We start from the raw sequence: 26,596 nt of genomic DNA, 5'->3' as shown, positions 1-26,596 counted from the left end.
TTACGTAGATCAAATATCTTCACAAGTATTCAATTTTTCAACAAACCTTCCCGGCAAATAAACTCCATTATTTGCGTCACGCCATCACCCGTTTTTAAATTTGTAAAAATAAACGGACGATCACCGCGCATACGTTTGGCGTCTTGCGCCATGATGTCTAAGTTAGCCCCAACATGCGGCGCCAAGTCTGTTTTATTAATGATCAACAAATCGGAGCGGGTGATGCCCGGTCCGCCCTTGCGTGGGATTTTCTCCCCACCGGCGACGTCGATCACATAAATCGTTAAGTCGGATAGTTCGGGGCTAAAAGTTGCAGCTAAATTATCGCCGCCAGACTCGACCAGAATTAAATCTAGGTTAGGAAAATCAGCGCACATTCGTGAGATCGCTTCCAGATTGATGGACGCATCTTCGCGGATCGCTGTGTGTGGACAGCCGCCGGTCTCTACACCCATCAAACGTTCTGCCGGTAAGGCATCTGCGCGTAACAGGATTTCCATATCTTCTTTGGTGTAGATGTCGTTAGTGATGACCGCCATCTCGTAGTCGTCACGCATCGCTTTACATAACATTTCGCACAGTGCCGTTTTGCCCGAACCTACCGGGCCGCCGATGCCGACGCGCAATGGATTTGATGCTTGTGCACTTATTTTTGAGTCGGTTTGCGTACTGATTTGGGTATTCATTTGGGTACTGACATTGGAATTCATATGGACTCTCAAAAATTTAAATTCGGTAAGTGTGATGTTGGCGTTAGGAGCGATATAGACGGCTATATTGCACTTCATGCTGCATCGATAGCAGAGATAATCCTGGCGCCCAGCTGGATAATTCATCGTCGTTCAGAGTTTGCGCGGTGTTTGCCGCCGCCTCTAATGCCTCAGTCAAACTGAGTAACAGGGCTTGTCCCGCGACTTGTCCCAGTGGCACGGATTTGACGCACACTAGCACCTGATTTTCTGCCCATGAAAATAACATGCCGAGTAGTGCTGCCTCTGCAGGTACTTTCAACGCAACCGCGCTACATGCTAATGCGGTGGGGAAGGGGACTTCGCTCAGACTTTGCAAACAAGCCAGCAATGCTGGATCAACCTTACTGTCGTCCAGTTTTAAATCCACTAATAGCTTACCGAGCGAATACCCCATTTGTACTGTCTCCGCCCGAAATTCTGCGGTGTCCCGCGCCGCCAAAAAACGTTCGGTCCACAGACAGATCGAAGCCTGATCGCGTTTTTCAAAAGCGTGCAGCAGTCGCCACAAAATCGGCGCTTCAAAACAGGCTAGCACCTCGACTAATTGCTGCGATATCCATTGTCTGGCAGTGGCTGAATTTTTCACCAGACCTTGTTCAATCGCACTCTCTAAGCCTTGAGAATAGCTATATGCGCCAACCGGCAGCGATGGGCTGGCCAGTTGCAGCAAATGCAGCAATGCAGTGGTTTGTATCATTAGCTGGCAGTGTTAGTTTTTGTCAGAAGGACGATGTATTTTTTGTCGCAACGGGATGGGTGCAAGTGGATTGTTCGGATGACCGTCGTCGCCATGATGATGACCACCGCCATAGGCACCGGCTTCTGGCTCAAATGCAGCAAGTTCTTCCTCTACCTGAGCGCCCAAACCTTCTAACATCTCTTTAAGTACATTGTCGTGACGGATACGTAAAAAACCATCACCAACCTGAGCTTGTGTGTGCCGGTTACCTAAATGGAACGCACAGCGCAACAAAGCCTGGGCCGAATCGCAAACGACTTTATAAGTCGGTTCTGCCGCAGCGACGATTTTGACGACGAAGCCGTCTTCGCTAGCGATCAGATCGCCATTGCGCAAGACGCTACCACGCACCGTGAGTAAGGCAATATCCTCGCCTGAGGTGAGGGTAGCGCGAAAGCGACTTTTTTCGCGTATCTGAAAAGGTAAAACTAATTCGCCATCGATATGATCTGTGTGTTGAATTTTTGTGTGCAGGGTACGCATGGGTTTGCTATAACGAAAGCTGGGATGTTTTTCGGTGCGCATGTTTTTTGCATTGCGCTTCTATAGTGCTATTGTGTTCGTGTTTCATCAAAATACCTTACAAAAACAAATTATAAAAATAATTCATAAAAAAGGTATGCACATTGTATGCCATGCCTTTTATATAAAATGACGGCGCTCTGTGCCGTGTTTTACCTGAACTGGCTTATACGACGACAAAGCTGACATGCTTGTTATTGATGATGCCGTATTACTGGAAGTTCTTCGCTTTTCCATTCTTTAATTTATCCGGGAGTTCTGACATGAAAAAAAACGCCTTAATTTTCCCCGTGTTGTGCATGCTACTTGCAGGTGTAAACATAGGTGCTCATGCACAAACGATCAGTTCTAAGCAGCAATATACCGAAGATACTAAAAGAGCTGCAACCCGATATGCCGATGATAAAAAGTTGTGCGCAGAAGAGAGTACATCCGCTTCTCGCATGCAATGTCTGCGGGACGCCAAAACCGAATATAACAATGCATTGGCTACCGCAAAATCGAATATGCAGGCAGTCACCGTATCAACCAAGTCGGGCGCAAACTGCGCTGGCTGCGGTCGTGTGCTATCGGTCAATGTGAGTGATAAAGAAGGGGAAGGCAGTGCATTGGGCTTAATTGCTGGCGGTGTCGCCGGTGCACTATTAGGTAACCAGGTCGGTAATGGCACCGGGCGCGATCTGGCAACGGTTGCTGGTGCAGCTGGCGGTGCCTATGCAGGTCGTAAGATTGAGCAAAAAGCAAAATCGTCCAAAGTCTGGGCGGTCGCCGTGCAATATGATAATGGCGATAAAAACACTTTTAATTTCGACCATGATCCAGGATTCGGTAGCGGTGATCTGGTCAGAAACAGTGGCGATAGCATTATCCGCCGTTAATTTTTTGAGTATTCTTGTTAGCGAATTACGCAAATTTGCAGAGATTATTAAGCGAGGCGATTTGCGTAGGCTGGAGATGGGCAGAGTATTTTCATCGATAATGTAATCAGAGCCTTCGTGGATACTAATAAGCACACAAGGTTTGCTCTATTGACAGGAGCGAGGGCTAAGCTTGCTTGCAAGTCTTGGTTGGGGTCATCATGGAATCGTAAATAGTGGCGAAACTATCCTTACATTTCAGTTTTCTATCTTGCCCATTTTCGTTGCTTCTTAGTATTTTATTGCCCTACGCCTAGATCGTTCTTGTAAATACCAAATCCAGTCGTTAGACTAGACGCTCATTATCCCAATAAAAACAAGGGAATGCTCAATGTTAAGCAACAAGCAAATACAGCCACTGTCAGGACTAAAGTTGTTCAGTGTTCTCGCCTTGGTTTGCGCCTGTTTTTCTGGTTCAAATGCGCAAGCTGAATCATGTAAAGCGTTGATTGCAGCAGGCAATCCAGAATATCCTCCTTATTTATGGCGTGACCCCAGTGATGAAAGCAGGTTAATCGGTGCAAATGCCGATTTAATGCAGTTATTATCAAAAGAGTTAGGCATACCGATTGAAGTCAAGTATGTTGGTACTTGGGGGCGCGTGCAGGAGGAGGCTAAGCTTGGTCGTATTGACTTGATTGCGGGAGCTTTTTTCACTCAACCCAGACTGGATTACATGGATTATTTTTATCCGGCTTTCCGTGAAACGCATTCTGTAATCTGGACAAAAGCAAATAAGTCTCTCAACTATAAGAAGTGGAGCGATCTGCAGGGCAAACAGGGAGTCACGGTGATCAATAATAGCTTTGGTGACGATTTTGATCATTATGCTAAAGAATCATTGAAAATAGCTACCGTTGCTAGCCTTGAATCAGCATTGAAAATGTTGACTTTATCGCGCTCGGATTATTTGATTTATGAAGAAGATCCTAGTCTCGCCTACGTGGCTAAGCTGAATATCACCGGCTTAAAAATAGTCACGCCAGCGATTAGTAATGAGGGCTTATTTTTAACTTTCTCGCACCAATCGCCATGTAATACCGGAGAAATGCGCGGGCGCGTTGCAAAGGCAATGATCAAATTGACCAAGCAGAATGTGATGGATAAATTAATTGAAAATAACATTCAGCTCTGGCGTAAAAAAAGTGACTGAGGTGTTCAAGACGTTACGCATATATCTGAGTGAATGTCTGTTAATCAGGCTCTTTTTGCAAAAATAGCTAACGGCGAAATCTGCAAAGTTCAGTGAATGCCAGTCGTTTCCTTGCAGCGAAAATAAAACTGTATATGGCAACTGGCAACTCTATAAGCAACTCTACAAGGCTCATGTTGGGAAAACTTTCACTTCGTCAAATTTTGATTTTAGGCGTCGCATTAGGAATCTTACTGCCAGCCTTGGTCGTCGGACGATTTTTGCTAGTGGATCGGTACGAGCGTGAGTTGGATCTACGTGTGCGTACCCCAATGTCGCAATACGCGGACATGCTATCCAGCGCGATGGCGGTTCCAGTCTGGAATGTAGATAAAGAAGTTGCTACCCAATTTGTTAAAGCCGTCATGCGTGACCCGGCAGTTCTGCAAGTCACCGTTGAAGATGAATCCCGAAGCCAGTTTGTCCACAGCGAAATTGCCGAGCGACGCATCGGTGAAGTCATGCATGAAGAGCGTCCGATTTTTTTAAATAATAAACAAATTGGTAAGGTCATCATTGAACTGAGTACAGGGCGTTTGGATCACGATTTACTGATTGATTTCTTGAAGTTGGGCGGCGCAATCCTTGCGCAGGTTTTAATTTCATTTGGTTTTATCCTGCTGTTATTTGAGCGTAGGATCGTACATCCATTGCAGGCGCTGCAAAATATTACTGCCGATCTGGCACGTGGCAAACTGGACAAAGCGGTGATCTGGCATCGCAAGGATGAGATTGGCAGCTTTGCCAATAGCCTGGACAAAATGCGGCTTGATCTGGGCGCTTTGCTCTCAGAGCGCGATCTGAAAAATGAGATACTCCAACAAGAATTAAATGATCGTTTGCGTGCAGAGCAAGCCTTGCGTTTTACCGAAGAAAAATTCACCGCGATTTTTCATGCCTCTCCGGTTGCTATGACGGTATTTCGTAAAACAACCAGTTTCACGATGATTGATGTCAATGATGCCTGGGTCAGACAATTTGGCTGGTCGCATGATGACATCTTAAATAGCCCAGAAAAACAGATCGCACTATGGCGAAATAAAGAAGATTTAGATGCCGTAATGCAAAACGTAGAACACCATGGCGAGATCCATGATTACGAGGCATGGCTACATTGCGGCCATCAGGAAAAAATCCTTCTGTGTAATATTTCTGGTAGGTTAATACGCTTGAGTGAAGAGTCTTTACTGGTATTGGTGCAAGAAGATATCACTGAAAAACGTCATAACGAATCCGAAATTCGTACCCTTAACAGCAGTTTAGAGCGCAGGGTGTCAGAGCGAACTAACGCACTTGAGATCGCCAACTCCGAGTTGACGATCGTGCTTGAGAATCTCCAGCGGGCGCAGCATGAGCTGTTGCGCACCGAAAAAATGGCCGCACTTGGCTCCCTGGTGGCGGGCATCGCGCATGAGTTAAATACGCCTATCGGTACCAGCGTGACCATTGCCAGCACTTTGCAGCAGCATACCGAGCAAATCATCGCCGGGATGAAGACTGGGATGCGGCGCTCCACTCTGGATGAGTTTTTACAAAATACGCGCAACGGCACAGACATTTTAATGCGTAATCTTGGTAAAGCATCCGAACTGGTGGTCAGTTTTAAACAAGTTGCGGTCGATCAGACCAGTGCCAATCGGCGTCTGTTTGTGTTGGATGAAACCATTGCAGAAATTGTTCTGACCCTAGGTCCGACCATACGCAAGACCCGGCATGAGGTGGTGTATACGATACCGCCTAAAATTATTCTGGATAGTTACCCCGGTCCTCTGGGGCAAGTCCTGACCAACCTGATCAACAATGCGTTTATTCATGCTTTTGAAGGTGACACCCGCGGTGTGGTGGATATTTCTGCCAAATTGTTTGAAGAAGATAGAGTGGAAATTGTGGTCAGCGATAATGGCAAAGGCATACCGGCCGCCAATCTCGGACGCATATTTGACCCGTTTTTTACCACTAAACTCGGGCAGGGCGGTAGCGGATTAGGGCTCAATATTGTGTATAACCTAGTGACTGGCGTACTCGATGGGCACATCAGTGTTGACAGCATCATCGACCAAGGCACTATCTTTATCATTAGCTTGCCCTTAACTGTTTTTAAAAAATAAAAACCAATTTGATACCCTGAATTTTGCAGACGCCCTCGCTTCTGTTAAAGTCCCGCCCATGAGTAAATTATCCCTAGATAAAATCCTGCAATCGCAAGGATTTGGCACCCGAAAATACTGTCGCGAGCTAATCGATGACGGCGAACTGAGCATCGCTGGCGAAGTGATGGACAGTTATAAAACGACCGTGGAAACCGATGGTCTGACTTTTCATATTTTTGATGAAGAGTGGGAATATCGTGAACATATTTATATCGTTCTCAACAAGCCCGCTAATTTTGAATGTTCACGCAAACCTAGCCACCATCCAGGTGTATTGAGCCTTTTGCCAGAACAGTTTTCGTGGCGCGATGTGCAGCCGGTAGGCCGCCTGGACCATGATACGACGGGTATGTTGTTGATGTCGGACGATGGCCCATTTATCCACGCCCAGTCTTCGCCTAAACGACATATTCCAAAAGTGTATGTTGCAACCACGGCGGAACCTGTGACTAGCGAATTGGTAGAAAAGCTATTGGCAGGCGTGCAATTACATGATGAACCAGCGCCATTGGCAGCGCAAACCTGCCGCCAGCTTTCTGCTCATCAGCTTGAGATCGTCTTGGAGCAAGGCAAGTACCATCAGGTCAAGCGCATGCTGGCAGCAGCCGGCAATCATTGTGCGGCGTTGAGCAGAACTGCTGTCGGACAACTAACATTGCAGTCTCTGGGTTTGGAAGAGGGCGAATGGTGTTATCTCACCCAGCAACAAATGGCGCTCTTGGTACCTGCATAAAATGACTGTTTGTTGCGATTATGTAATTTGAATTCTTAGCATCACTTTTATTGTTGGTTTTAGCTTAAGCTTCAACATCATTATCAGTTACGAGGAGTCACTATGCCTGTCGTCGCTATCGTCAATCCTAAAGGTGGTGTTGGTAAAAGTACCTTCGCCACTAACCTGGCCGGATACTTTGCCTCGCAAGGACATAAGGTGATGCTGGGCGATGCGGACAAGCAGCAATCATCACGTACATGGTTGTCGTTGCGCCCTGCCAATTTGCCAGCGATCAGCGCCTGGGAAATCCAAGACGGTCATATCGCAAAACCACCTAAAGGGACGACACATATCGTGTTGGATACGCCTGCAGGTCTAAGCGGTAGCAAATTAGATGCAGTCTTAAAACTGGCGGACAAGGTGATTGTCCCTCTGCAACCTTCTATTTTTGACATCCTCGCCACGGAGGATTTTTTGAAAAAACTCAATAAGCGGGACAAGAACTACCAATTAGCCGTGCTAGGTATGCGAGTCAATGGCCGTAGCCGGGCCTCTGATCAATTGGCGCACTATGTCGGACAACTAGGCTTACCTGTTCTGGCGTATTTACGTGATATCCAAAACTATATTCAATTGGCAGCACACGGCGCGACTTTGTGGGATGTTGCACCCTCCAGAGTAGAAAAAGATATAGCGCAATGGCAAGACGTGATTGCATGGGTAAATCAGCCTTAAAGCGGCTATAAATCAGCCACGGAAAAGAATTTAGCCGCAAAGCAGAATTGATATGAATTGCCCCGCAATATCAATTTGTGCAAATTCTCGCTGTAGCGATCCCACTCAAAGCGCGGTGGTGCTATCCCTCTGAAGACCGCACGCAGTCTGGGTTTCTGCGAAGTGGTAGCGATCTAATGGAAAATCTGGGTTTAATATACTCCCCATTATTTTATGGAAAAATGCCTGATTGTCCAGTGATTATATGGACGATTAAAATATACTAATGGCAGTATATATTTTGGCGGCGCTTACTTCGCCTGAAAAATCGATGCTGACTTGTTGCAGCAAACGGTCACAGCGCTTTCACTTACGCACCCTCCATCTTGATTGATGGCACTCTTTATTTCCCTAAAGCAGCATGTCTCTCTCTATAATGCCGCATTCGTCACGACGCCTTGCTGCGGCAATTTGGCGTAAATTCTATTTTTATCAAAGACTTAGTACATGCATCACACCATTTTTGACACGCCCATCATCAATACTTTGATGCGTTGGGTTTCTTTATTGATATTGAGACTGATCGGCTGGAAGGTCGAGGGTATTACACCGACCACGCCCAAATACGTGTTGATCGCAGCGCCGCATACGAGCAATTGGGATTTTCCCGTGACTTTGCTGGTTTGTTTTGCTCTGCGTCTTAATGTTTACTGGATGGGTAAAGCCAGTTTGTTTCCACCCGTTGTAGGCGGAGTAATGCGTTGGCTTGGTGGTATCCCAGTGGATCGCACGCGCACTGGCAATTTAGTCCAAAGCACGGTTGAGGCTTTCCAAAACACCTCGTCATTGACAGTGATTGTCCCGCCAGAAGGCACGCGTGGCAATGTCAGCCACTGGAAAACCGGATTTTATTACATCGCCCAAGGCGCTGGTGTACCAATTGCGCTAGGCTACCTGGACTTCAAACGCAAAGTCGGCGGCATAGGCCGTATGTTTGAATTGTCTGGGGATATTACAGTTGATATGGCTGAAATCCAGCGCTTTTATGCAGGGATTACTGGCAAGAATCCGCGCCAGTTTGATGCAGGCAATATCCAGGTGAAATAAGAATGCCCTACGGCACAAACCGTATGTTGGTTATTTGATTTGTGTCTGGTTTGATACCGGTAATGATGGCGGTGCTGGCTATGGCGGTGAAGCTAGCTATTTTGTTTAAGGTTCTAGCGTCGAGACTTTGACATCCATCGTTTTGGGAGGAGTGGGCATACTCACTCCCTGCGCCTTGATGAACAACCACGACATTGGTTTTAATAGAAGCTTCTGGGTCATAGCCTCACACCATGGATGCGATGCCAGCCACACAATGATGGCACTGGCGATAACAGCGATTACAAGAGCCAGTGCATGATCAAGCTTAAAAATCTCATTCAGCATGCCCGTTTGCTGCAGCACAATCAATGCCAGGCCGTGCCACAAAAATACGTACATAGAACGTTGACCAATTTGTGCCAGTCCCCAATTTCTCAGCGATAGCAGATGCAAACAAGCCATACCAACTGTAAGTGAGACAAGGTATTGTGCAATTTGATACGCAGTACCAGTCACATTTGCCATACCAAGACGGTTAAGCGAATAACTGCCATACAGCCAACGATAGTCAAAATCACTGCGCAATAAGAAGGACGCTGTGATCGCAATCGCCACCACCGGCACACTCACAAATGCTAAGCGCTTTTTACCACCATCAAAAAAACCAGGCCCCATTTTCCAGCCCAACAAGAAAAATGGGAAGAAGCTTAAGGTGCGTGAGATGCTTAAAAAATAACCTGTGCTCTCTGAATAGCTGGCAACCAGAGAGACGCCCAAGGCGATCATCACCGGGAACTGCAAGCGCGAAAACATGGGTAGCAGTAAGCGCCATGACAGCAAGCTCAGCAAATACCAAAGCATCCAGTAAGGTGCGAATAGTCCGCTATAAACACTTAAATTACCCTTTAAAAGTAACTCCAGACCTTCGTAGAAAATCTCAAAGACGACAAGGGGAATCACTACATTTTTGACTAGCTGGTTGCTTTGTTTTTCGTCCAGAGATGCTTTAGAAAACATGCCGGATACCAGGGCAAACATTGGCATGTGAAAAGAGTAGATAAACAACCACACCGAGTGCAGCACATGCGCACCAGCGATATGCAATTCAATTAAATGACCAAAGACGACTAAAAATATCAAAACACCTTTGATATTGTCGATTCTGGAATTTCTGCTCAGTGAAGACATCAATATTTCTCTAACTATCTGTAAACATAGGTTTTTTTCGGGAAGTCGCCATGATAACGAATGATCATGAGTTACGCCTGTTAAGTTTGTAACGAAGCTTTGCTAAGTCATGCTAGAAGTTGCTTAAAAAGCATAATTTCAAGCCCAATTTTCATTGGGATAAGCTCAGTTTGGCGCTGTACGCTCGTGCAGATCATCAGCCAGATCAGCGTAAGTTCTTTATTCTGGAAAGATTTCAGAACTATAATTTCAGAATTAAGTTAAGCAGTCTGGGATGAATTTTATCTGGGGGAGGGCAGCAAAATCAGGGCATTAATATGGATACTTCCTGATGGTCTTTCGTCCTCTTTTTGTTTCTGTTCGGTAATTAACTGCGGCGCCATACTACAATAGCAATTGGCGTCAATCGATTGGCATTCATTTGTATCAAGGCATATTCATTAAGGAGGGAGTAGTTCATGGCGACGAGTGATCCAAGAAAAAATCTGCTCACTGCTAAGCTAGATTTTGAAGCCGTGGATGGCGGACCCATCAAAACCTCGGCTATCAGCGATGAAAGTTTAGACGAATGGGGTTTTAATCTTGATCCGGCTAAGATTGAATCAAAAGAGAATGACAAAGTAGACAAGACCGTTGCAAGTGTCCCAGTTTCTCCGGCTTTGCAAGCACCACCGATGATCCCTCTGAGCCAAAAAGCAGCGCGGGTTGGTGCCAATCAAAAAAAATCACCACCGCCAGATCCGCCCAGAAGAAAAACGGTCACGGTCAGAAAAAAAGACAACTTCGCCCAATATGCCGCCAGTGTCATTTTGCTGGCGTTTATCGGTATTACGGTGGCGATCTATACCTACGTCAATCGGGCGCCGACCAACGATATCGCAATCAGCTATGCCGCATTGCCTGAAGCGGTCGTCAACATCGATGGGCAAGTGACCAGGATGCAAGTTACGATTCAGGTAGATAACGAAGATCTGGATTGGTTACAAGAGAACAAAAAGAACCTTAACGATATATTCCAAGTTGCGGTTTCTACTACCGAGCCAGATGCTTTGCGCACTCCAGAAGGTTTTACGACGATGCAAAATAATCTTAAAAAACGCTTTAATACCGAGCTGAAGACCGATAAGGTGCAGGCTGTTTTACTTACAGAATTATTGTTGCAGGATAAATCTTAAGCTCAATTGGTTTTTTGCTGCGGTATTGACATACCGATGGCGATCACCTCGGCAGTTTATTTTTTGTGGCTGGTAAGCCTGGAGAGATAGATTTTAATATACTCCCCATTTATTTTTTAAAAAATGCCACATTGTCCAAGATTTATATGGACAATTAAAATATACTGGATATGAGTATATTTCTTGTTTGAACTTTAAAAACGGACTTGTCGTCAATTCCTAAGCCAGAACTTGTGTAGCGATTCTGGCGTCAATTAAGTACAAACTTAGTCTTGTTTAATCGCTTTATTGTGGGTGGTCATGCTCTCTTTTGCGCTCGCCCAAAAGAGTTGAAAGCATGGTAATGTCACAGCCAGATTATTTTATTCAGGGTGCGGTTATATGACGAAGACAGAAAAATCCATCGAGTTTGAGTTCATAGCAGGATTGACTGCCGAGTTATCGTCCAACGAATTAATTTTCCCCACATCGTTGAATGCGACGATGAAAATCCGACGCGCTCTTAGCCAGCCAGAAATGTCGATTGACGTGGTAGTCAGAATCGTCAGTGCAGAGCCGGTATTGTCTGCGCAGATGCTGCGTTTAAGCAATTCTGCAATGGCTAATCACACAGGTAAAAAAATAGTTGATCTGCGTTCTGCAATTATGTTGTTAGGCTTTACCGCTGTGCGTAATGTCGCTATCTCGGTCGGGATGAAGCAATTAGTCGACCAAAAGCGGAATGAGGTTTTATCCAAAAATATGGATGGTTTGTGGACCAGAAGTCTGCGCGTTGCTGCCTTATCTTCAATCATCGCAAAACGTATGACGCGATTAAGTCCTGACAAAGCGATGTTAGCGGGCTTACTGCATGACGTCGGCAAGTTTTATATTATGAGTAGGGCAAGCCACTATCAAGGCTTGTTTGTTTCCGATAGCGCGCTGTGGGAGTTAGTCGATCATTGGCACGCCAGCATCGGTGCGGCAATTTTAGAAAACTGGGATCTGGATCAGGATATCCGTGACGCTGTGATGGATCATCGTATGATTAATTTGCCATTGACTAGCAAACCTAGTTTGACGGATGTGGTAGCTACGGCGGATTTTCTGGACGCACATTTTGTCAACGACTCGCTGTCCGGACTCGATTGGGAGGCGATGCCGTCTGCACTGAAAAATCTTCAGCTCGATGCTGATAAATGCCAGATGTTAATGAATGAATCAAAAGTGGAATTAAGTCTGATTCTGCAAGCTATTGCCTAAAGCCTGAATAGTAGACATTTAATTTTGGGGTATTTTTGGGGTATTTCAATGGTCGGCGAGTTGCGTTGATTTTTTTTGCCTGTTCATTTAAGTGCCATCATTTGCAATTGCGCTTTCTCACCTTGCTTTCTTCTTCTCTTCCCACCTTTCATCTTCCATTTCACTTCAACTCATGCCACGGAGTTGTCACAGAAAATCTTGGCAAACAGTTCCGGGATTTTGTTACACTTGCCGCCTTGCATCGGAACTATCTTTACTCCTGAACTGCCGTTACTCCTTCAATTTCTTATTTGCAGAGACCTACCTTGTTCAATCATAAACGTTCGACTATCCAATTCATTGCGACCACGTTTGCAATGACGACAACAGCTCTGTTTGCACTTGGTACTGCCAGCATGGTTGCCCACGCCGACGAGGGACAATGGCAGCCTTACCAATTACCACAATTAAAAGCAGAGCTAAAACGTATCGGTATCGCCATCCCTGCCGAGCAGTTGGCTAACTTAAGCAAGTTACCGATGAGTGCCATGGTGGCGCTGCCTGGTTGCTCGGCCTCGTTTGTGTCTGACGCAGGTTTGGTCGTGACCAATCATCACTGTGCTTATGGTGCCGTGCAGCGTAATTCCAGTGCGACGCGTAATTTAATCGCCGATGGTTTTTTAGCGAAAACTCGTGCCGAGGAATTGCCAGCCGGACCCAGTGAACGTATCTATGTGACGGATAAAGTAGAGACCGTGACAGACAAAGTAACTGGTAATTTAAGTCCGAATTTATCGGGATTGGAACGCAATAAGCAAATCCAGAATCGCATCAAGGTACTGATTGCTGAGTGTGAGCAAGATAAAGCTTATCGCTGTTCGGTGCCGAGTTTTCATCGTGGTCTGGAGTATTACCGGATACGCCAATTGATGATACGTGATGTGCGTCTGGTGTATGCACCGTCGGATAAGATCGGCAATTTTGGCGGTGACGTGGATAATTTTGAATGGCCGCGCCACACCGGTGATTTCTCGTTTATGCGCGCTTATGTGGGCAAGGATGGACGTCCTGCTGACCCTTCACCAGAGAATATTCCTTACTATTCCAAAGACTTTTTAAAAGTATCTGCTGAGGGTTTAAAAAACGGTGATCCGATTTTGTTGGCGGGTTACCCAGGTCGCACCAGCCGCTACAAATTGCCGACAGAAATCCGCTCAGCGCGTGACACCAGTTATCCCCGCCGTGTCGCCGAAAACCAGGCAGATCTGGCAACGATCGCGCTGGCGACAAAAGACAATCCAGAATCAAGCGTACGTTATGCCAGTGTGGTTAAGAGTATTAACAATGGCATGAAAAAAACGGAAGGTCTGATTGATGGTTTTGCACGCAAAGATATTGCCGCCATCAAAGACGTACAAGAGGCGCAATTCCGGTTATGGTTTGCCGCTCATAGCAATGCCAATGATAAAAATCTGCTGACTGAGCTAGACACCGCCATTGCTGCTGATATCGCTTTAGGTGAGCAAGAGTTTGCGATGTCCGTTGCGCTGCACAGCGATATGTTCCGCAGCGCACGCAGCTTGTATCGCCTGGCCTTAGAGCGTAAAAAGCCTGATGCTGAGCGTGAGCCTGGCTATCAGGAACGTGATATTCCTTTTCTCAAAGCGCGCCTCTCCGGCTTAGAGCGATCTTTTGTCAGCAGCGTCGATCAGGCGCGCTGGCAAGCTGCGATGCAGCGTTATGCACAATTGCCAGCCGATACCCACCCGCAGGGTTTGGATGCGCTGCTGCCAGCGGTTGACGCGATTGCACCCTTGTACGCTCAGACCAAATTGACTACCACCGCGCAGCGTCTGGCATGGCTGGATAAAGATGCCGACAGCATGGCTCAATCGGATGATGCATTTTTACGTTTAGCCAGTAAGGTTTATCCGATGGGTCAGATTATGGAAAACCGCCGCAAAGAAATTGATGGCAATTTAGAACGCATTATCCCGCGTTATATGCAAGCTTTTATCAATTGGAAAAAGTCGCAAGGCAAGCCGGTGTATCCAGATGCCAATTCCACCTTGCGTGTGACCTTTGGTACCGTTGCACCTTATTCACCACGTGATGGCATTAGCAAAGGTCCGTTCACCACGGTAGAAGGTATTGTAGAAAAAAATACAGGCAAAGAGCCATTTAATGTGCCACCAGCGGAGCAAGACGCGATCAAGGCAAAGCGTTATGGCGTTTTCCGTGATGCGGTCTTGGGTACCGTACCAGTCAACTTCTTGTCCAGTGCAGATACTACTGGCGGCAATTCTGGCTCTGCTGTGATGAACAAACATGGTGACCTGATCGGCTTAAATTTTGATTCAACTTACGAATCCATTACCAAAGACTGGTACTTCGACAGTGCGATTACGCGTGCTATCCATGTGGACATTCGCTACATGCTGTGGGCGATGAAAGAGATTGATCATGCAGACAATGTATTGCAAGAGATGACGATCAAGTATCCATCGCATCCAAAATAATTTGTTTTGATCAAATGAGATGAAGTGCAATAAAAAAGACCAGGCAAAATTGTTTGGTCTTTTTTTATTTGAAATTCCCACACCTTATTGGGCAAATCGTCCCAGAGGCTTAGTGAAGAGGTCATAATAGAGAACCTATTGATTGCCTCAACAATGGCATTTGTATTTAGGTTTGCAAGTGCAATCAAACTAAGCTCTTCTATGACACTCCCACTGTTCACATCTGATTTACTAATAAAGCGACTGAAGGCAAGCGCCTTGCTACCAAGGCTGCCAGCGCTAGTGACGCTCTCAGTTGTATGTTTACTGTTCAGCCAAGCTGCTATGGCGCAAGCTGTACCAGATACCTTAAGCCAGCGGCTCATGGCATGCACTTCTTGTCACGGCAAACAGGGTAGGGCGGCTAATGATGGCTACTATCCGCGTATTGCAGGCAAGCCGGAGGGATACCTGTTTAATCAGTTGAAAAATTTTAAAGACGGCAAGCGCACGTATCCTGTCATGACTTATATGGTGGGTAATATGTCAGACGCTTACCTGCAAGAGATCGCTACGTTTTTCTCCGATCAGCATCCGCCTTATCCAGCACCGCAGCAATTGGATATTCCGGCTGCATCGATAGAACGCGGGCGGCAGTTGGTGCAGCATGGTGATACGCAGAAAAAAATCCCTGCCTGTGTATCCTGTCATGGCGAAAAGATGACCGGTGTTGCTCCTTTTATCCCCGGCTTACTTGGATTACCGCGTGATTATATTAACGGGCAACTTGGTGCCTGGCAAACGGGTAGCAGACATGCGCAAGCACCGGATTGTATGGAGCAGATTGCCCAAAAATTAAGTCCCCAAGATGTAAGCGCGGTATCTGCATGGCTGGCGTCACAAGCCCTACCTGCCGATCCGCTGCCAATCGCAGCAAAAGACATGACCGCATCTTTGCCTATGCGTTGTGGCAGCGTACCGCTAATGGGAGCTAAGTAAATGAAGCGTATTTTCTTAGCGATGTTAGTTGTATTGGTGGCGGGTACTTCTGCCTTATTTGCGTATGGCTATTATTTAGGTGATACCGTTGTTATACGGTCGGAACAGCCTGCATCGGCGATATCATCTGCGCCAACAACCGCCAGCAATATTGCGGCGCAGATTACTAAAGGTGAATATCTTGCGCGCGCAGCGAATTGCATGGGCTGCCACACCACGCGAGGCGGATTGGCCTATGCCGGCGGTCGGGTAATTTCTTCTGAGTTTGGTGATTTTATCTCGCCCAACTTAACGCCAGACGTCGCTACCGGTATTGGTAGCTGGAACGCCGATCAGTTTTGGAATGCGCTGCATAACGGCAAATCCAAAGATGGTCGCTTGTTGTATCCCGCATTTCCCTTTACGAATTACACCCAGATCATGCGGAAAGATGCCGACGCGATGTTTGCCTACTTCAAATCGATCCCCGCAATTCAACGCGAGAATCAGGCGCATGCTTTGCGCTTTCCGTATGATCAACGTCCTTTACTGGCATTCTGGCGCGCTTTATATTTCCGTCCGGGCGAATATCAGAGTGACAGTAAACAAAGTGTTGACTGGAATCGAGGTGCCTATATGGTAAAAGGTCTGGCACATTGTGGCGCTTGCCACACCAGTCGCAATGCTCTCGGTGCCAGCGATACGGGGAATGAATTAGGTGGGGCAGTCATGCCGATCAGCCATTGGTACGCACCATCCTTAGTGGCTAAAGATGGGGCAGCGGATGACGCTATGTTAAGCAACTGGTCGGGCGATCAGGTCAGTGCCTTACTCCACACAGGCGTATCAGAAAAAGCCCACGCATCCGGCCCGATGGCAGAAGTGGTTGTCAATAGTTTGCAATATCTCAACGACTACGATATCCACGCAATGGCGAATTATTTACAAGCATTGCCCGCCGCTAGCAAGCCCAAGCCAGATGCACTGGACCGTGCCATTGCTAACCGTGGCGAAAGCAAAGAAGAGATGGCGCGCATCATGCAAGAGGGCGGCAGTATTTATAAAAATCACTGCATTGATTGCCACGGCGCAGAAGGCAAAGGCGCAGGGACAATCTATCCTGCACTTAAAGCGAATCCTGCAATTTTAATGAGTAATGCAGGCAATCCTATCCGCATCATATTATCGGGCGGCTTCCCTGCAACAACCGCAGGCAATCCAAGACCTTACGGCATGCCCCCATTTGCACCGACGCTGACCGATGGCGAGGTCGCGTTAGTGTTGTCGTATGCGCGCAATGCCTGGGGCAATCAGGCCGGTGTGGTCAGTGCGTCTGAGGTGAATCGTTACCGGACTGCGCCTCTGGATTAAATTAAATATCACCATCATATCGATTGATCAGGAAACACAATGTCACTTGCCTTCTCTTTTCTGCCATTGTTACTGATGCCATGCATCTTCGCATTGCTCATCAAACTGGCAGCTTTTTTGTATAAACGTACACAGTTACGCTGGACTCATGCATTAATATACGGCGTCATTGTTTCTGTATTGAGTACGATTACAACGATATTAAATAATGTCACTGGCAGAGTCTTACCGGTTTACTTCGCTTTTATTATTGGCTTAGCCTTACAGTTATTGCTGGGTGGATGGTATCTGGGACCAAAAGCCACCAACACAGATAACGCTCCTATTCTATTTAAAGGTGGCGTCATATTGTCATTGATCAGCTATCTGTTGGTTGTCGTGACCGGTATATTGGCCGCAATTTTCATTCTGATTTTTTATCAAATGCACTAGATTTCCTTGTCTGAAAAATAGACTCTGCAACGAAAGGTGGTTCTTTTGGATCTTCAGCTATCAGGTCTTCATGCCATTGTGACCGGTGGTTCTGCCGGAATAGGCGCGGCGATTGTCCATGCTCTGGCGAGTGAAGGTTGCACGGTTTCTTTTTGCGCCAGAGGTCAGGTGCAGATTGACAGATCACTTCGTTTAGTTGAGCAACTTCCCGGAACTGTTCGTGGCTACGTTGTTGATGTGACTAAGATCGACGATTTTAAAACGTGGATGGCTGAGACCGGTCATGTTGATATTTTCATTCCGAACGTGAGCGCGATCAGTATGGATTGGGCTGCCAGTATCCAAACAGATATTCAGGCGACGGTCAACACAACAGAGGCAGTCATTCCATATCTGCAAAAATCTTCTCATGCTGCAATCACATACATTGGCTCTAAAGCAGGCTCGCTGGAGGCACCGACTTCTGCACCTTATGGAGCAGCAAAAGCGGCAATGGTGCATTACATGAAATCTCTAGCCACGCGTCTGCTGCCGACAATTCGGGTGAATACAGTCTCTCCCGGGGACACCATATTTGACGGTGGATTATGGGATCGCGTAAGTCGAGAAGAACCTGAGACTTTCGAAAAAATTATTAAACGCAACCCCATGCGGCGCCTAGCTACAGCAGAAGAGATTGCGCGAGTTGTCGCTTTTATTTCCAGTCCCGCAGCAAGTTTTGTCGCAGGTGCAAATTGGTATGTTGATGGCGGTTCAGTCAATCATGTGCAGTTTTAAATGCCGACTCTGTGATTTCATGTAATTACATTTCAAGCACATGGCTACAGTCATCGGTTGGTCGCGCAAGATAGCTGTTTAACCAGTTAAATACTTTGCCTGCATTATCTTCAATTTGCTCGCCAAAACCGTGCGATGACAGTAAGGCGATACCGTTGGTATGTGCCAGTATTCCAGGGCGCAATATTAAGTTCTGTGCGTTGTCATCGGTTGCTGTTACGTAAAGCGAATTGAGCCATTTTTCTAGCAGTGGCGCGAGCACCAGATTATGTGATGAGACGATTACCAGACCTTTTTGCGCTAGTGTTTTTAATACCGCTGCGGCGGCAGAAACTGATTCGCTATGGTTGGTCCCGCGGAAAATTTCATCAATGATGTAAATGCCCTGATGCGTCCCATTGGCTGCGGTGAGTAATTCTTTGGCACGTCGCAGTTCTGCGATGTACAGACTCTCGCCACCCAATAAAGAATCTTCATTTTGCATACTTGCATAGACCGGACGTGTTGATACGTTGGCGGTCTTGGCATAACAAAATCCAAATGCACGGGCGACGATCAGATTTATTCCTATGGTGCGTAGCAGGGTACTTTTACCAATGCCATTTTTGCCGGAAATAAATGCACCCTTGGACTCCAGCCCAATTGATAGCGGCCGCGCCTGATGTAGCAGTGGATGTACTGCCTCAGTAAATGCAAGCTGCTTATATTGATGGCGCTCTGCCCAACAAGTATTGTTTTGATCTAACAGATGACGTGCCAAAGCGATGTCTGCTTCTAAATTTGATGTACGCAAATAACAGTCGCGTAGAAAATCGATATTGGCATAGACGTGCAATACACTCTTAAAATAATGCCTGACATTCGCTATCATTAACCAGTCGATATACGCTCTGGTGCCTGGAATGATGGCATCAATACTAGGCAGTCGTGTTAATTTCCGGTTGATTCTCCCGGCACGGACTCTATTATCAGCAAACTCTTTCAGATCTATTTCTGTACGTTTCCCAAGCACACTGCATACGCCCAATAACTGATTGAGTGAGCGCATGGAGTGATTCCAGAGATGCATCGCCGAATGATAATGAATCTGTATGGCAAACAGTCCTAGCAGCGAAAGTGACGCAGTTATCCCGGCGAATGGATGCAGCAATGTCGCACCAAGTGATACAAAAAATGTCGCAGCTATTAACCAAGTATAGCGATGCCAGCCAGGTAAGCTGATCTGATTTGAATCACGAAATAATAAGCCTGCAATCTCGGCGTCGGCTTTACGCAGGTTTTGGAATACATCATGCAGCTCGTCTAACACGGACGGATTTTGCGTCAGTGTTTGCAGTCGCTCAGACAGCTTTGCACATTGCTCATCGCCAAGCCCAGTACGCAAGCGTTGATACAGTATCTGTTGACCAAAAATACTGACTTCTTTTGATAATACTGTTGCGTATTGCTGTACCAATAAATCTTTCCAAGTTTGGTCATCAATCGCATGTGCGTCGGGATTTAGTGTGACGCTATGTAATTCCCCGATCTGCTTTACAGAAAATGAATGATCAAGTGAGTCTGGCTCGGGTAGAACTAAAAAACGAATCCAGCTGATGAAATTTTTCCAGGCAAATTGCAGTGATGATATAGACATACAGCCCTTGGCTAGCGAAGTGTGTAGCAGAATATAAATAGGAATTACGTAAATGCGTGCGCGTTGATTCACTAGATGTAGCTTTGGGCCAAGATATCAAGAGAGATGCAAAGGGATACGCAATACTGCGATAGATATTTGTCAACGCAGTTCGAAACGCGTTTGCCCGGTGGTGTCTGCGACGGACTTTTCTTCGCGCATAGAGGAAGATCGTATATTTTCCCGTAGACTAGTTACGGCAACTGGCACTGTTCTGATTTAATCTCTAATGTATGCTGCTTTCAAACCTTCAAATTCTATTACGTTGTTTAGTACGTATTTCCTAACATCCGTCTAGCCAACGCTATATATTCTTTCAACTTATCAAATTACATAGCATGACCGTGGCGCCCGCCTGGCGCCAGCTTGTCGCATACAACCAGTAACCGCCATGGCGCTGTGGAAGAAGTGGTGATTCGCCGCGAACCGACCGAGGGGTGCGAAGCACGAGCCAATTAGGTCTGGCTCAACTTTGCTCAGGTCATCACACGGCATGGCGCGAGCGGGCAATTGAATGGAGCCGCATTGATCATTTGGTAGCGATGCCCGAGTCAACGAAGTTGCACAAAGTGGATCGAAAAACCTTAGCAAAGACAGCGGTTTTGAGCATAAACTGATCTCAGTGCTTAGATTTTTTTCAACCTGCCATGGCGCAATGCGACTATAACAATCGCGCTGATGTCCGATTTCTCTGCAGGACTTCGCTGGCTCATCTTTTATGGCCCACTGTTCCCAACTACAACTGCGGCACATTGCCCTTGGCTTTATCTTGCTCGGCGCGGCGCTTCGCCTCGGCGCCCGCAGCCTTGGCATTGACGACGCCAATATCATGCACTAGCCATGGGGCTGCCATGGATACGCAGTAGGTATTGACCAAGCCCGACCTAGGAGCCAAGTGCGACGTAACCATAATATTTAGTGCACAGTTGGGCGAAGGATGGAGCAACATCGCATTCACTTCGGGGGCGCCGGGTATCAAATCCCCCTGGCATGGACTGTCGGTATTGGGTCCTCTGTCGTTCATGCTGAGTTTGCCGTTCATGTCGTAGCGCCACTTCGCTAGCCCGAGAAAATCCGGACGCGTTGCGTTGTCGATTCCTTGTGCATCGAATTTCGCTGCGACAGAGCGCTGCAGTACGGCCACTGGGATCGCTTTGTCTGACGGCAGGTTTGTGAAGGCGCGCAATACCATGAAGACGGTCCCAGCCTCGTTGTACAACAGGACGAACTTCTCACCGCTACCGTAAGAGTCGTCAGGCGAGGTGGTTCGCACATCGGCTTCAACACCGTTGAAACTAGAACTCATCCAGGTAAAATCGGTCTTTTTGAACTTGAAATTCGGATTTGCCTTGAGTGCAAGACGGCGCGCTTCATCGATATTCATACCAATCTTGATGCCAGCAATATCTGGCAAATTAAGTTTTGCTAGCACTGCGCTGACCTCGGCTGAATCGGGTCCTTCCGAGCTATTACGCGACGGACTGTTACTCCTACCCGCTGCGTTGCCGGACGGGGTCGACTTTCCTGAATTTGCCGTGTTGCCACTCGCAGGTGTGGTAGCGGGGGCTTGATTCTGGGTTGAGATGCTGTCGGTGATTATCTTCTTTAGGTCAATCGTTGTACCAGCATGGGTTGCCAGCGGTACCGCGAGTGCCAGTATTGATACGAGGGTTGATACAGCTTGCTTCATGTGTGCTCCGTCAAAAGGAAATTAGGGGGGGCAGTTGCCGTGCAGACGGCGAACGTAGCCATTCCATTGAAACATAAACTTGATTTAATTTCAACATTTCCGCATTGCTGCAGCGTGATGCGCAATTGATGTGAATATTTTGAATGAAGTCAAACTGATGTATTTTGAGAGCGGCGGCATTTCTTGCAGCTCACAATATCGATAGTGTTTGTTAACGCAGTTGGCAATGCGTTTACCCGGTGGTTTTGCGACGGACTGGATTAATTACAGCAACTGACATTGTTCTGATTCAATCACTACCACGCCGGGCGTGGCTTTTAAGGCCGCACTAATCATGGCTGCTGCCACTTTGCTTGTGGAGACCGGGCGTAGACGTTTTGGGACGAGTGGTCCTAGTAATTTACTGAAACTGATTGCAAACGATTCCCCCCAGCGTTTTTCTGGCCGTTCGCCACCGTCCAATAGCGAGGGACGGACTAGCATCAGAGATATAAATCCCAATCCCGCCAGATCACGTTCGGTTTCTGCTTTGACGCATAAATAAAATGAACTGGCATTGAGTTTGGCTCCCATGGATGAGTTGAGTACAAAGCATGTGGTACCGGCAGCAAATGCATATTTCGCTGCATCCACCACATAATCATGATCTACCCGGTAAAACGCAGCTTGTGACCCAGCCTGGCGCATGGTGGTGCCAAGCGCGCAGAGAACGGCATCGGCTTTCCACCATAGGGCATCAGCTGGTAGCTGATCAAAATCGATAATCGGATTTTCCAGCTTGGCGTGACGACGTTGGGCATCTGCTAGCGGGCGTCGGGTGGGCGCGATGATATGACTGATGCCCTCATTGGCCAGCGCTTGCGCCAAGATTTGTTGACCTACTAAACCACTGGCGCCGAGTACGATGAGGCGGGTCATAAGCGACTTTCACAAAATAAATAGGATGCGTTGAGTTTGATCAAGATGCCATAGCGACGATTAGTGTATCGCTGAAACGAATATGTTCGCAGAAGATTGTCTGGCGAACCGCCTTAGGCATAAGAGCCGATTTCTTGCGCTGACCGTACGCTAGTACGGAACCGTTTTGAAGCACAGCTGATTTTTACGCCGGCAGTTCCAAGCTTTCAGGGCAATATTTCTACCTGAATTGAATATACTCCCTATTATTTTTATTAAAAATGTCGTAGTGTCCAATGATTATATGGACACTTAAAATATACTAGGTGATAGTATTTATTATTCATCCTCTTGTCTGATCATAAAAATACTATCACCTGCTACGATATATCACCAATTGTCTGCTACTTAGTGCCTACTTAGTTCCTACTTAAATGCCTTAATCAGCGCATCAAACTTCACCTTGATGGACTCGTCATGATGATGAATTGACGGGACTTCCCTATCGATTTTAAGTAGTTCATACACAGCCATTTGTGCCGCCCGTACCGAATATTCCACGGTGAAGACAACATCGTCAGCAATCTCTACAAACTGGCTGACGAAGGCAAGATTTTTAGAATTCGCTGGTACTGGCAATGGGCGATCATTTTTTGTCCTTGGCATAAACATGCTGGTGATATATGGCATGCGGCAAGGGATGCAATTGGCATTGGCAAAACTGGCCTGATCAAAATTGAGATGACCGCACAACTCTTGCAAAATCTCTGCTCCGCTGCATTCCGCCATTGGTTTGGCTACAAAATTACCGATGCGATCTGGGTGTAGCGCATAACCCCAAAATACCTGCACGCCCTCTGGCTGATCCGCAAAATGCGGTTGATGTGCAAGCACTACCGACATAAACCAATTGGAATCTTTAAACGTCACCAAGCCGCCAGTACCTGCCCGGTTACCAGTAAATTGTTCCATCTTATCGAAGAAAATACTGTCTTTGAGTGTGACCGTAAACGATGCCCAATACGATTCCGGGATGCTGGAATTAAAGGCGGCAGGGTTACCAAATTCAGGACGATTTACGGCGATCTTTTCCCACAAGCGCCAGCCTTTACTATCGTGTTTGGTCAGCTTTACCGGGGCGGCGCTCATGGAGCCATAACTAGAGGCATCGGTCATGGACGCATTTTGGAAAAACACAATATCGCCATCAACAACGGTAACCACTTCATCTTTACCATCGCGATGGCAATGCAAGGCAGTGACGACGATTTTGTCATTTTGCGTGACGAGATCCATATCCGTTACAGTGCAGTTAGTCACAAAGTTCACACCCTGAGTTTGCAACCAGCTTAACAACGGACGTACCAGTGAATCAAACTGGTTATACACAGTGCGCTTTACACCAGCTAAGGTTTCGATGCGAGAAAACTCCATCATAAAGCGGTGCAGATAACGCTTAAATTCCACCGCACTATGCCAGGGTTGGAAGGCAAACGTAGTCGCCCACATAAACCAGAATTTGGTTTCAAAAAATGTTGGCGATAACCAATCAGTGATGGCGCTGTTCCCCAAGCTGGCTTCATCAGCCTCGCTTAGTTTTAGCAGCTCCATCCGGTCTTGCATACTAAATCCCATGGACGTGACGTCCACTTTGAAGCGATTTTTATCTACCAGACGTGCCATAGAATGCGGCATGTTTTTGAGATTAAACGCAACGGTTTCATCGAATACACTTTGCGCCGGATTGCTCAATGAAGGAATGCTATTGAATAAATCCCAGGTACATTCGTAATTGTCAGTAGTTAGCATACGTCCACCACGCAAGGTGTAGCCGTGCTCTGGATTGCCCGCGCCATCGAGACTGCCGCCAAGGAGTGGCATCGCTTCAAAAATCGTAATTTGCTTACCGCTCACGCCGCCGTCGCGGATCATAAAGGCGGCGGCTGACAAAGAGCCAATGCCGCCCCCAATGAGATAGGCTTTATGCGTACTGTTCATTATTTTCCTAATTAGTTGATGTGTTGACGATTCGCGCTGCTTAGCGCTGCTTTCATGCTGATATGGCACGCGTTACTTTTCATCTAGGTCAAGATGTCTTACCTGACCGTAGAGCTAAAGGTAGATAAAATCTGTCGATTACGCTTTGATCTAGGTCAAGCAATAGTGGTGATAGAGCGAATGCTCAGGATGAGCGCATCGTAAAGCTCGGCGATAGTTCAGTCAGTGCGGCAGCACACAGTGCCTTGTATGTAGCCTCGAAGCTGATTTTGTTTGCATTTTGCTACGCAGAATGGCGATTGAGTTTTATAATAGTTTTTACCGATGTAAAGCAAAGAAATGACATGACAAAGACGCCAAGCCAGATGACTACCGTCCGCAAACCAGACTCTGCCAGCGCAGAGCAGCGAAGACTGCAAATGGCCGATATCGCCCGCTTGGCAGGCGTCTCTACTTCTACCGTGTCACGTGCTCTTAGTGGCAGCTCCTTAGTCAATGACGAGACCAAGAAAAGAATAGAAGAGTTAGCACGCTCATTAAATTATTCCATCAATATCGGCGCACAAAATTTACGCCTTAAACAAAATAAAACGGTAGCAGTCGTGGTGCCTTACGATACGACAACACGACAACATTTATCGGACCCTTTTTTCTTAAGCATGTTAGGTAGTCTGGCCGATGCATTGACCGATCGCGGCTTCGATATGTTGCTGTCGCGGGTGGATGCTGAGCAACTGGACTCGGCCGCACAAATTTATGATACCGGCAGAGTGCTTGGCGTGATTTTGATCGGGCAATGGCGTCATCACGATCAGCTTAATCAACTGGCAGCGCGCCGGGTGCCGATTGTGGTCTGGGGCGCACAATTGCCACAACAATTGTATGTGACCGTTGGTAGCGATAATGTCAGCGGCGGTTTTTTAGCGACCGAACATTTAATTCAGTCCGGCAGAAAGCGTATCGCATTTTTTGGCGATACCCAACTGCCAGAAATGGCGCAGCGTTATGAAGGCTATTGCAACGCGCTGAGCCGTTTTCAACTCCCCTTAGATCCCAATCTGGTCGTACAAGCCTCATTTGTAGAAGACGGCGGCCGACTCGCAGTAGAAGAGTTGTGCTCCCGTAAAATCCCCTTTGATGCCTTGTTTGCCTGCAGTGATTTGTTAGCGATGAAGGCAATCAATGCACTCAGGGATAAAAAATACCGCGTATCAGAAGATGTCGCCGTAGTCGGTTATGACGATATTGAACTTGCCCGTTATTTTCATCCTCCACTCACCACAGTGCGACAACCTATGGCAGCAGCAGGGCAGGCGCTGGTGCAAGCCTTATTGTCGATTGTCGAACACGATGCAGTTAGTCCGCGACTGTTGCCTACCCAATTGATTTCTCGTACCAGCAGTTTGTAATCTGGTCGACTAAGGCTTCTAGCTTGAATTCTATGACAATCAGTTTTCTGCTTTGATTGCAAATATTTGCAAACGGTTGCAATTCTTAGATTTTTTGTGTTTTTAAATCATCTAGATGTAGAATTTCTCTCGAAATTCATGCTGCGCCGCATCAGCAAACGATTTACATTTTTAGTATGTTGCACAATTGTGACAAGCGATTGTGGCCAGGGTACTTATCCTTTTTGCATTGAAAATTTCCGATTTAATCTTGAAAATTTCTGCTTTGACCATAGTAAAGGCGATAGTTTTTTGCTTAATGACAATTGGGAATAGTTAAGATATTTACCGCGAACAATATCAAATTCCTATTTCTTGATTGCACTAAATAAGTGCTTTGCTGCACTGCGTTATTGCAATCGATTGCAATGATTATTTATTTGACCGATAATCCATTCACTTACTGGTCGCCCATGGTTCAAAAGATCTTCAGCAATGTTTGTAGAATATGTTTGACG

At 46.7% G+C, this 26,596-nt stretch carries 23 protein-coding genes; 14 read left to right on the top strand and 9 right to left on the bottom strand.

Going from position 1 to position 26,596, the window contains the following annotated elements; genetic code table 11:
- Positions 1-29: 29 nt before the first annotated feature.
- From ureG to ureE, 3 genes are all read right to left on the bottom strand, one after another.
- Positions 30-650 (bottom strand): urease accessory protein UreG, encoded by a 621-nt coding sequence (gene ureG / locus AAKU64_RS06860; RefSeq protein ID WP_354361910.1) that lies wholly within the window; start codon positions 648-650, stop codon positions 30-32.
- Between the two features lie 103 nt (positions 651-753).
- Positions 754-1,446 (bottom strand): urease accessory protein UreF, encoded by a 693-nt coding sequence (locus AAKU64_RS06855; RefSeq protein WP_354335192.1) that lies wholly within the window; start codon positions 1,444-1,446, stop codon positions 754-756.
- A 15-nt stretch (positions 1,447-1,461) separates the two neighbouring features.
- Positions 1,462-1,974, bottom strand: a complete 513-nt coding sequence (ureE, locus tag AAKU64_RS06850) for an urease accessory protein UreE (RefSeq protein WP_354335194.1) — start codon at positions 1,972-1,974, stop codon at positions 1,462-1,464.
- A gap of 302 nt (positions 1,975-2,276) precedes the next feature.
- Between ureE and AAKU64_RS06845 the strand changes: the two genes are divergently transcribed.
- From AAKU64_RS06845 to AAKU64_RS06820, 6 genes are all read left to right on the top strand, one after another.
- A complete protein-coding gene (locus AAKU64_RS06845; RefSeq protein ID WP_354335174.1) occupies positions 2,277-2,891 on the top strand; it encodes an outer membrane lipoprotein in 615 nt (204 codons plus the stop codon).
- 370 nt (positions 2,892-3,261) lie between these two features.
- Positions 3,262-4,083 (top strand): substrate-binding periplasmic protein, encoded by an 822-nt coding sequence (locus AAKU64_RS06840; protein ID WP_354335176.1) that lies wholly within the window; start codon positions 3,262-3,264, stop codon positions 4,081-4,083.
- Between the two features lie 173 nt (positions 4,084-4,256).
- Positions 4,257-6,230, top strand: a complete 1,974-nt coding sequence (locus tag AAKU64_RS06835; protein WP_354361903.1) for an ATP-binding protein — start codon at positions 4,257-4,259, stop codon at positions 6,228-6,230.
- Positions 6,231-6,288: 58 nt separating this feature from the next.
- Positions 6,289-7,005: a pseudouridine synthase gene (locus AAKU64_RS06830; RefSeq protein ID WP_354335180.1), complete on the top strand. Its 717-nt coding sequence runs from the start codon at positions 6,289-6,291 to the stop codon at positions 7,003-7,005.
- 102 nt (positions 7,006-7,107) lie between these two features.
- Entirely contained in the window at positions 7,108-7,722 is a 615-nt protein-coding gene (locus AAKU64_RS06825; protein ID WP_354361902.1) for an AAA family ATPase, read from the top strand.
- Between the two features lie 486 nt (positions 7,723-8,208).
- On the top strand, positions 8,209-8,808 hold the full coding sequence (locus AAKU64_RS06820; protein WP_354335184.1) for a lysophospholipid acyltransferase family protein: 600 nt from the start codon (positions 8,209-8,211) through the stop codon (positions 8,806-8,808).
- Between the two features lie 105 nt (positions 8,809-8,913).
- Here AAKU64_RS06820 and AAKU64_RS06815 read toward each other — a convergent pair whose 3' ends face one another.
- On the bottom strand, positions 8,914-9,978 hold the full coding sequence (locus AAKU64_RS06815) for an acyltransferase family protein (RefSeq protein ID WP_354361901.1): 1,065 nt from the start codon (positions 9,976-9,978) through the stop codon (positions 8,914-8,916).
- A gap of 458 nt (positions 9,979-10,436) precedes the next feature.
- On the opposite strand from AAKU64_RS06815, the gene AAKU64_RS06810 reads away from it, so the two are divergent.
- The 3 genes from AAKU64_RS06810 (at position 10,437) to AAKU64_RS06800 (ending at position 14,893) form a co-directional block, all read left to right on the top strand.
- On the top strand, positions 10,437-11,153 hold the full coding sequence (locus AAKU64_RS06810) for a flagellar basal body-associated FliL family protein (protein ID WP_354333940.1): 717 nt from the start codon (positions 10,437-10,439) through the stop codon (positions 11,151-11,153).
- 381 nt (positions 11,154-11,534) lie between these two features.
- Positions 11,535-12,395: an HDOD domain-containing protein gene (locus AAKU64_RS06805; RefSeq protein WP_354333938.1), complete on the top strand. Its 861-nt coding sequence runs from the start codon at positions 11,535-11,537 to the stop codon at positions 12,393-12,395.
- A 356-nt stretch (positions 12,396-12,751) separates the two neighbouring features.
- Positions 12,752-14,893 carry a S46 family peptidase gene (locus tag AAKU64_RS06800; RefSeq protein WP_354333936.1) on the top strand — a complete coding sequence of 714 codons (2,142 nt, stop codon included), beginning with the start codon at positions 12,752-12,754 and terminating at the stop codon, positions 14,891-14,893.
- Here AAKU64_RS06800 and AAKU64_RS06795 read toward each other — a convergent pair.
- Complete coding sequence (locus AAKU64_RS06795; RefSeq protein WP_354361900.1) at positions 14,836-15,258, bottom strand: hypothetical protein; 423 nt, start codon at positions 15,256-15,258, stop codon at positions 14,836-14,838. The genes AAKU64_RS06800 and AAKU64_RS06795 overlap by 58 nt on opposite strands.
- Between AAKU64_RS06795 and AAKU64_RS06790 the strand changes: the two genes are divergently transcribed.
- The 4 genes from AAKU64_RS06790 to AAKU64_RS06775 are packed head-to-tail and all read left to right on the top strand — an operon-like array spanning position 15,257 to position 18,430.
- Complete coding sequence (locus AAKU64_RS06790) at positions 15,257-15,871, top strand: c-type cytochrome (RefSeq protein ID WP_354361899.1); 615 nt, start codon at positions 15,257-15,259, stop codon at positions 15,869-15,871. The genes AAKU64_RS06795 and AAKU64_RS06790 overlap by 2 nt on opposite strands.
- On the top strand, positions 15,872-17,221 hold the full coding sequence (locus tag AAKU64_RS06785; RefSeq protein WP_354333931.1) for a c-type cytochrome: 1,350 nt from the start codon (positions 15,872-15,874) through the stop codon (positions 17,219-17,221).
- A 39-nt stretch (positions 17,222-17,260) separates the two neighbouring features.
- The gene (locus tag AAKU64_RS06780) at positions 17,261-17,653 is read left to right on the top strand and encodes a hypothetical protein (RefSeq protein WP_354333929.1); all 393 of its coding nucleotides are present in this window, start codon (positions 17,261-17,263) and stop codon (positions 17,651-17,653) included.
- Positions 17,654-17,698: 45 nt separating this feature from the next.
- Positions 17,699-18,430 (top strand): SDR family NAD(P)-dependent oxidoreductase, encoded by a 732-nt coding sequence (locus AAKU64_RS06775; RefSeq protein ID WP_354361898.1) that lies wholly within the window; start codon positions 17,699-17,701, stop codon positions 18,428-18,430.
- Positions 18,431-18,455: 25 nt separating this feature from the next.
- On the opposite strand, the gene AAKU64_RS06770 is transcribed toward AAKU64_RS06775, so the two are convergent.
- The 4 genes from AAKU64_RS06770 to AAKU64_RS06755 all read right to left on the bottom strand — a co-directional run bounded on the left by AAKU64_RS06770 (position 18,456) and on the right by AAKU64_RS06755 (position 24,690).
- Entirely contained in the window at positions 18,456-20,066 is a 1,611-nt protein-coding gene (locus AAKU64_RS06770) for a MutS-related protein (protein ID WP_354361897.1), read from the bottom strand.
- Between the two features lie 775 nt (positions 20,067-20,841).
- Positions 20,842-21,795, bottom strand: a complete 954-nt coding sequence (locus tag AAKU64_RS06765) for a hypothetical protein (protein WP_354333924.1) — start codon at positions 21,793-21,795, stop codon at positions 20,842-20,844.
- A gap of 264 nt (positions 21,796-22,059) precedes the next feature.
- Positions 22,060-22,713, bottom strand: a complete 654-nt coding sequence (locus AAKU64_RS06760) for an NAD-dependent epimerase/dehydratase family protein (RefSeq protein WP_354333922.1) — start codon at positions 22,711-22,713, stop codon at positions 22,060-22,062.
- 405 nt (positions 22,714-23,118) lie between these two features.
- Positions 23,119-24,690 (bottom strand): oleate hydratase, encoded by a 1,572-nt coding sequence (locus AAKU64_RS06755; protein WP_354333920.1) that lies wholly within the window; start codon positions 24,688-24,690, stop codon positions 23,119-23,121.
- A gap of 344 nt (positions 24,691-25,034) precedes the next feature.
- Here AAKU64_RS06755 and AAKU64_RS06750 point away from each other — a divergent pair, with 344 nt between their 5' ends.
- Complete coding sequence (locus AAKU64_RS06750; RefSeq protein WP_354333919.1) at positions 25,035-26,099, top strand: LacI family DNA-binding transcriptional regulator; 1,065 nt, start codon at positions 25,035-25,037, stop codon at positions 26,097-26,099.
- Positions 26,100-26,596: the final 497 nt, after the last annotated feature.

Source organism: Undibacterium sp. GrIS 1.8 (genome assembly GCF_040544445.1).
In the GTDB taxonomy this organism is placed as follows: domain Bacteria; phylum Pseudomonadota; class Gammaproteobacteria; order Burkholderiales; family Burkholderiaceae_D; genus Undibacterium.
Note: the sequence above shows the minus strand (reverse complement) of the source record. Positions and strands in the feature narration are given on the sequence as shown.

What these genes read in the sequence shown, in the direction of transcription:
- ureE (WP_354335194.1), bottom strand. Translation starts at nt 1,974, where the DNA reads ATGCGTACCCTGCACACAAAAATTCAACACACAGATCATATCGATGGC.
- AAKU64_RS06835 (WP_354361903.1), top strand. Translation starts at nt 4,257, where the DNA reads ATGTTGGGAAAACTTTCACTTCGTCAAATTTTGATTTTAGGCGTCGCA.
- AAKU64_RS06805 (WP_354333938.1), top strand. Translation starts at nt 11,535, where the DNA reads ATGACGAAGACAGAAAAATCCATCGAGTTTGAGTTCATAGCAGGATTG.
- AAKU64_RS06765 (WP_354333924.1), bottom strand. Translation starts at nt 21,795, where the DNA reads ATGAAGCAAGCTGTATCAACCCTCGTATCAATACTGGCACTCGCGGTA.
- AAKU64_RS06800 (WP_354333936.1), top strand. Translation starts at nt 12,752, where the DNA reads ATGACGACAACAGCTCTGTTTGCACTTGGTACTGCCAGCATGGTTGCC.
- AAKU64_RS06840 (WP_354335176.1), top strand. Translation starts at nt 3,262, where the DNA reads ATGTTAAGCAACAAGCAAATACAGCCACTGTCAGGACTAAAGTTGTTC.
- AAKU64_RS06760 (WP_354333922.1), bottom strand. Translation starts at nt 22,713, where the DNA reads ATGACCCGCCTCATCGTACTCGGCGCCAGTGGTTTAGTAGGTCAACAA.
- AAKU64_RS06780 (WP_354333929.1), top strand. Translation starts at nt 17,261, where the DNA reads ATGTCACTTGCCTTCTCTTTTCTGCCATTGTTACTGATGCCATGCATC.
- AAKU64_RS06790 (WP_354361899.1), top strand. Translation starts at nt 15,257, where the DNA reads ATGGCATGCACTTCTTGTCACGGCAAACAGGGTAGGGCGGCTAATGAT.
- AAKU64_RS06795 (WP_354361900.1), bottom strand. Translation starts at nt 15,258, where the DNA reads ATGAGCCGCTGGCTTAAGGTATCTGGTACAGCTTGCGCCATAGCAGCT.
- AAKU64_RS06830 (WP_354335180.1), top strand. Translation starts at nt 6,289, where the DNA reads ATGAGTAAATTATCCCTAGATAAAATCCTGCAATCGCAAGGATTTGGC.
- AAKU64_RS06750 (WP_354333919.1), top strand. Translation starts at nt 25,035, where the DNA reads ATGACAAAGACGCCAAGCCAGATGACTACCGTCCGCAAACCAGACTCT.
- AAKU64_RS06820 (WP_354335184.1), top strand. Translation starts at nt 8,209, where the DNA reads ATGCATCACACCATTTTTGACACGCCCATCATCAATACTTTGATGCGT.
- AAKU64_RS06755 (WP_354333920.1), bottom strand. Translation starts at nt 24,690, where the DNA reads ATGAACAGTACGCATAAAGCCTATCTCATTGGGGGCGGCATTGGCTCT.
- AAKU64_RS06825 (WP_354361902.1), top strand. Translation starts at nt 7,108, where the DNA reads ATGCCTGTCGTCGCTATCGTCAATCCTAAAGGTGGTGTTGGTAAAAGT.
- AAKU64_RS06770 (WP_354361897.1), bottom strand. Translation starts at nt 20,066, where the DNA reads ATGTCTATATCATCACTGCAATTTGCCTGGAAAAATTTCATCAGCTGG.
- AAKU64_RS06845 (WP_354335174.1), top strand. Translation starts at nt 2,277, where the DNA reads ATGAAAAAAAACGCCTTAATTTTCCCCGTGTTGTGCATGCTACTTGCA.
- AAKU64_RS06815 (WP_354361901.1), bottom strand. Translation starts at nt 9,978, where the DNA reads ATGTCTTCACTGAGCAGAAATTCCAGAATCGACAATATCAAAGGTGTT.
- AAKU64_RS06785 (WP_354333931.1), top strand. Translation starts at nt 15,872, where the DNA reads ATGAAGCGTATTTTCTTAGCGATGTTAGTTGTATTGGTGGCGGGTACT.
- AAKU64_RS06810 (WP_354333940.1), top strand. Translation starts at nt 10,437, where the DNA reads ATGGCGACGAGTGATCCAAGAAAAAATCTGCTCACTGCTAAGCTAGAT.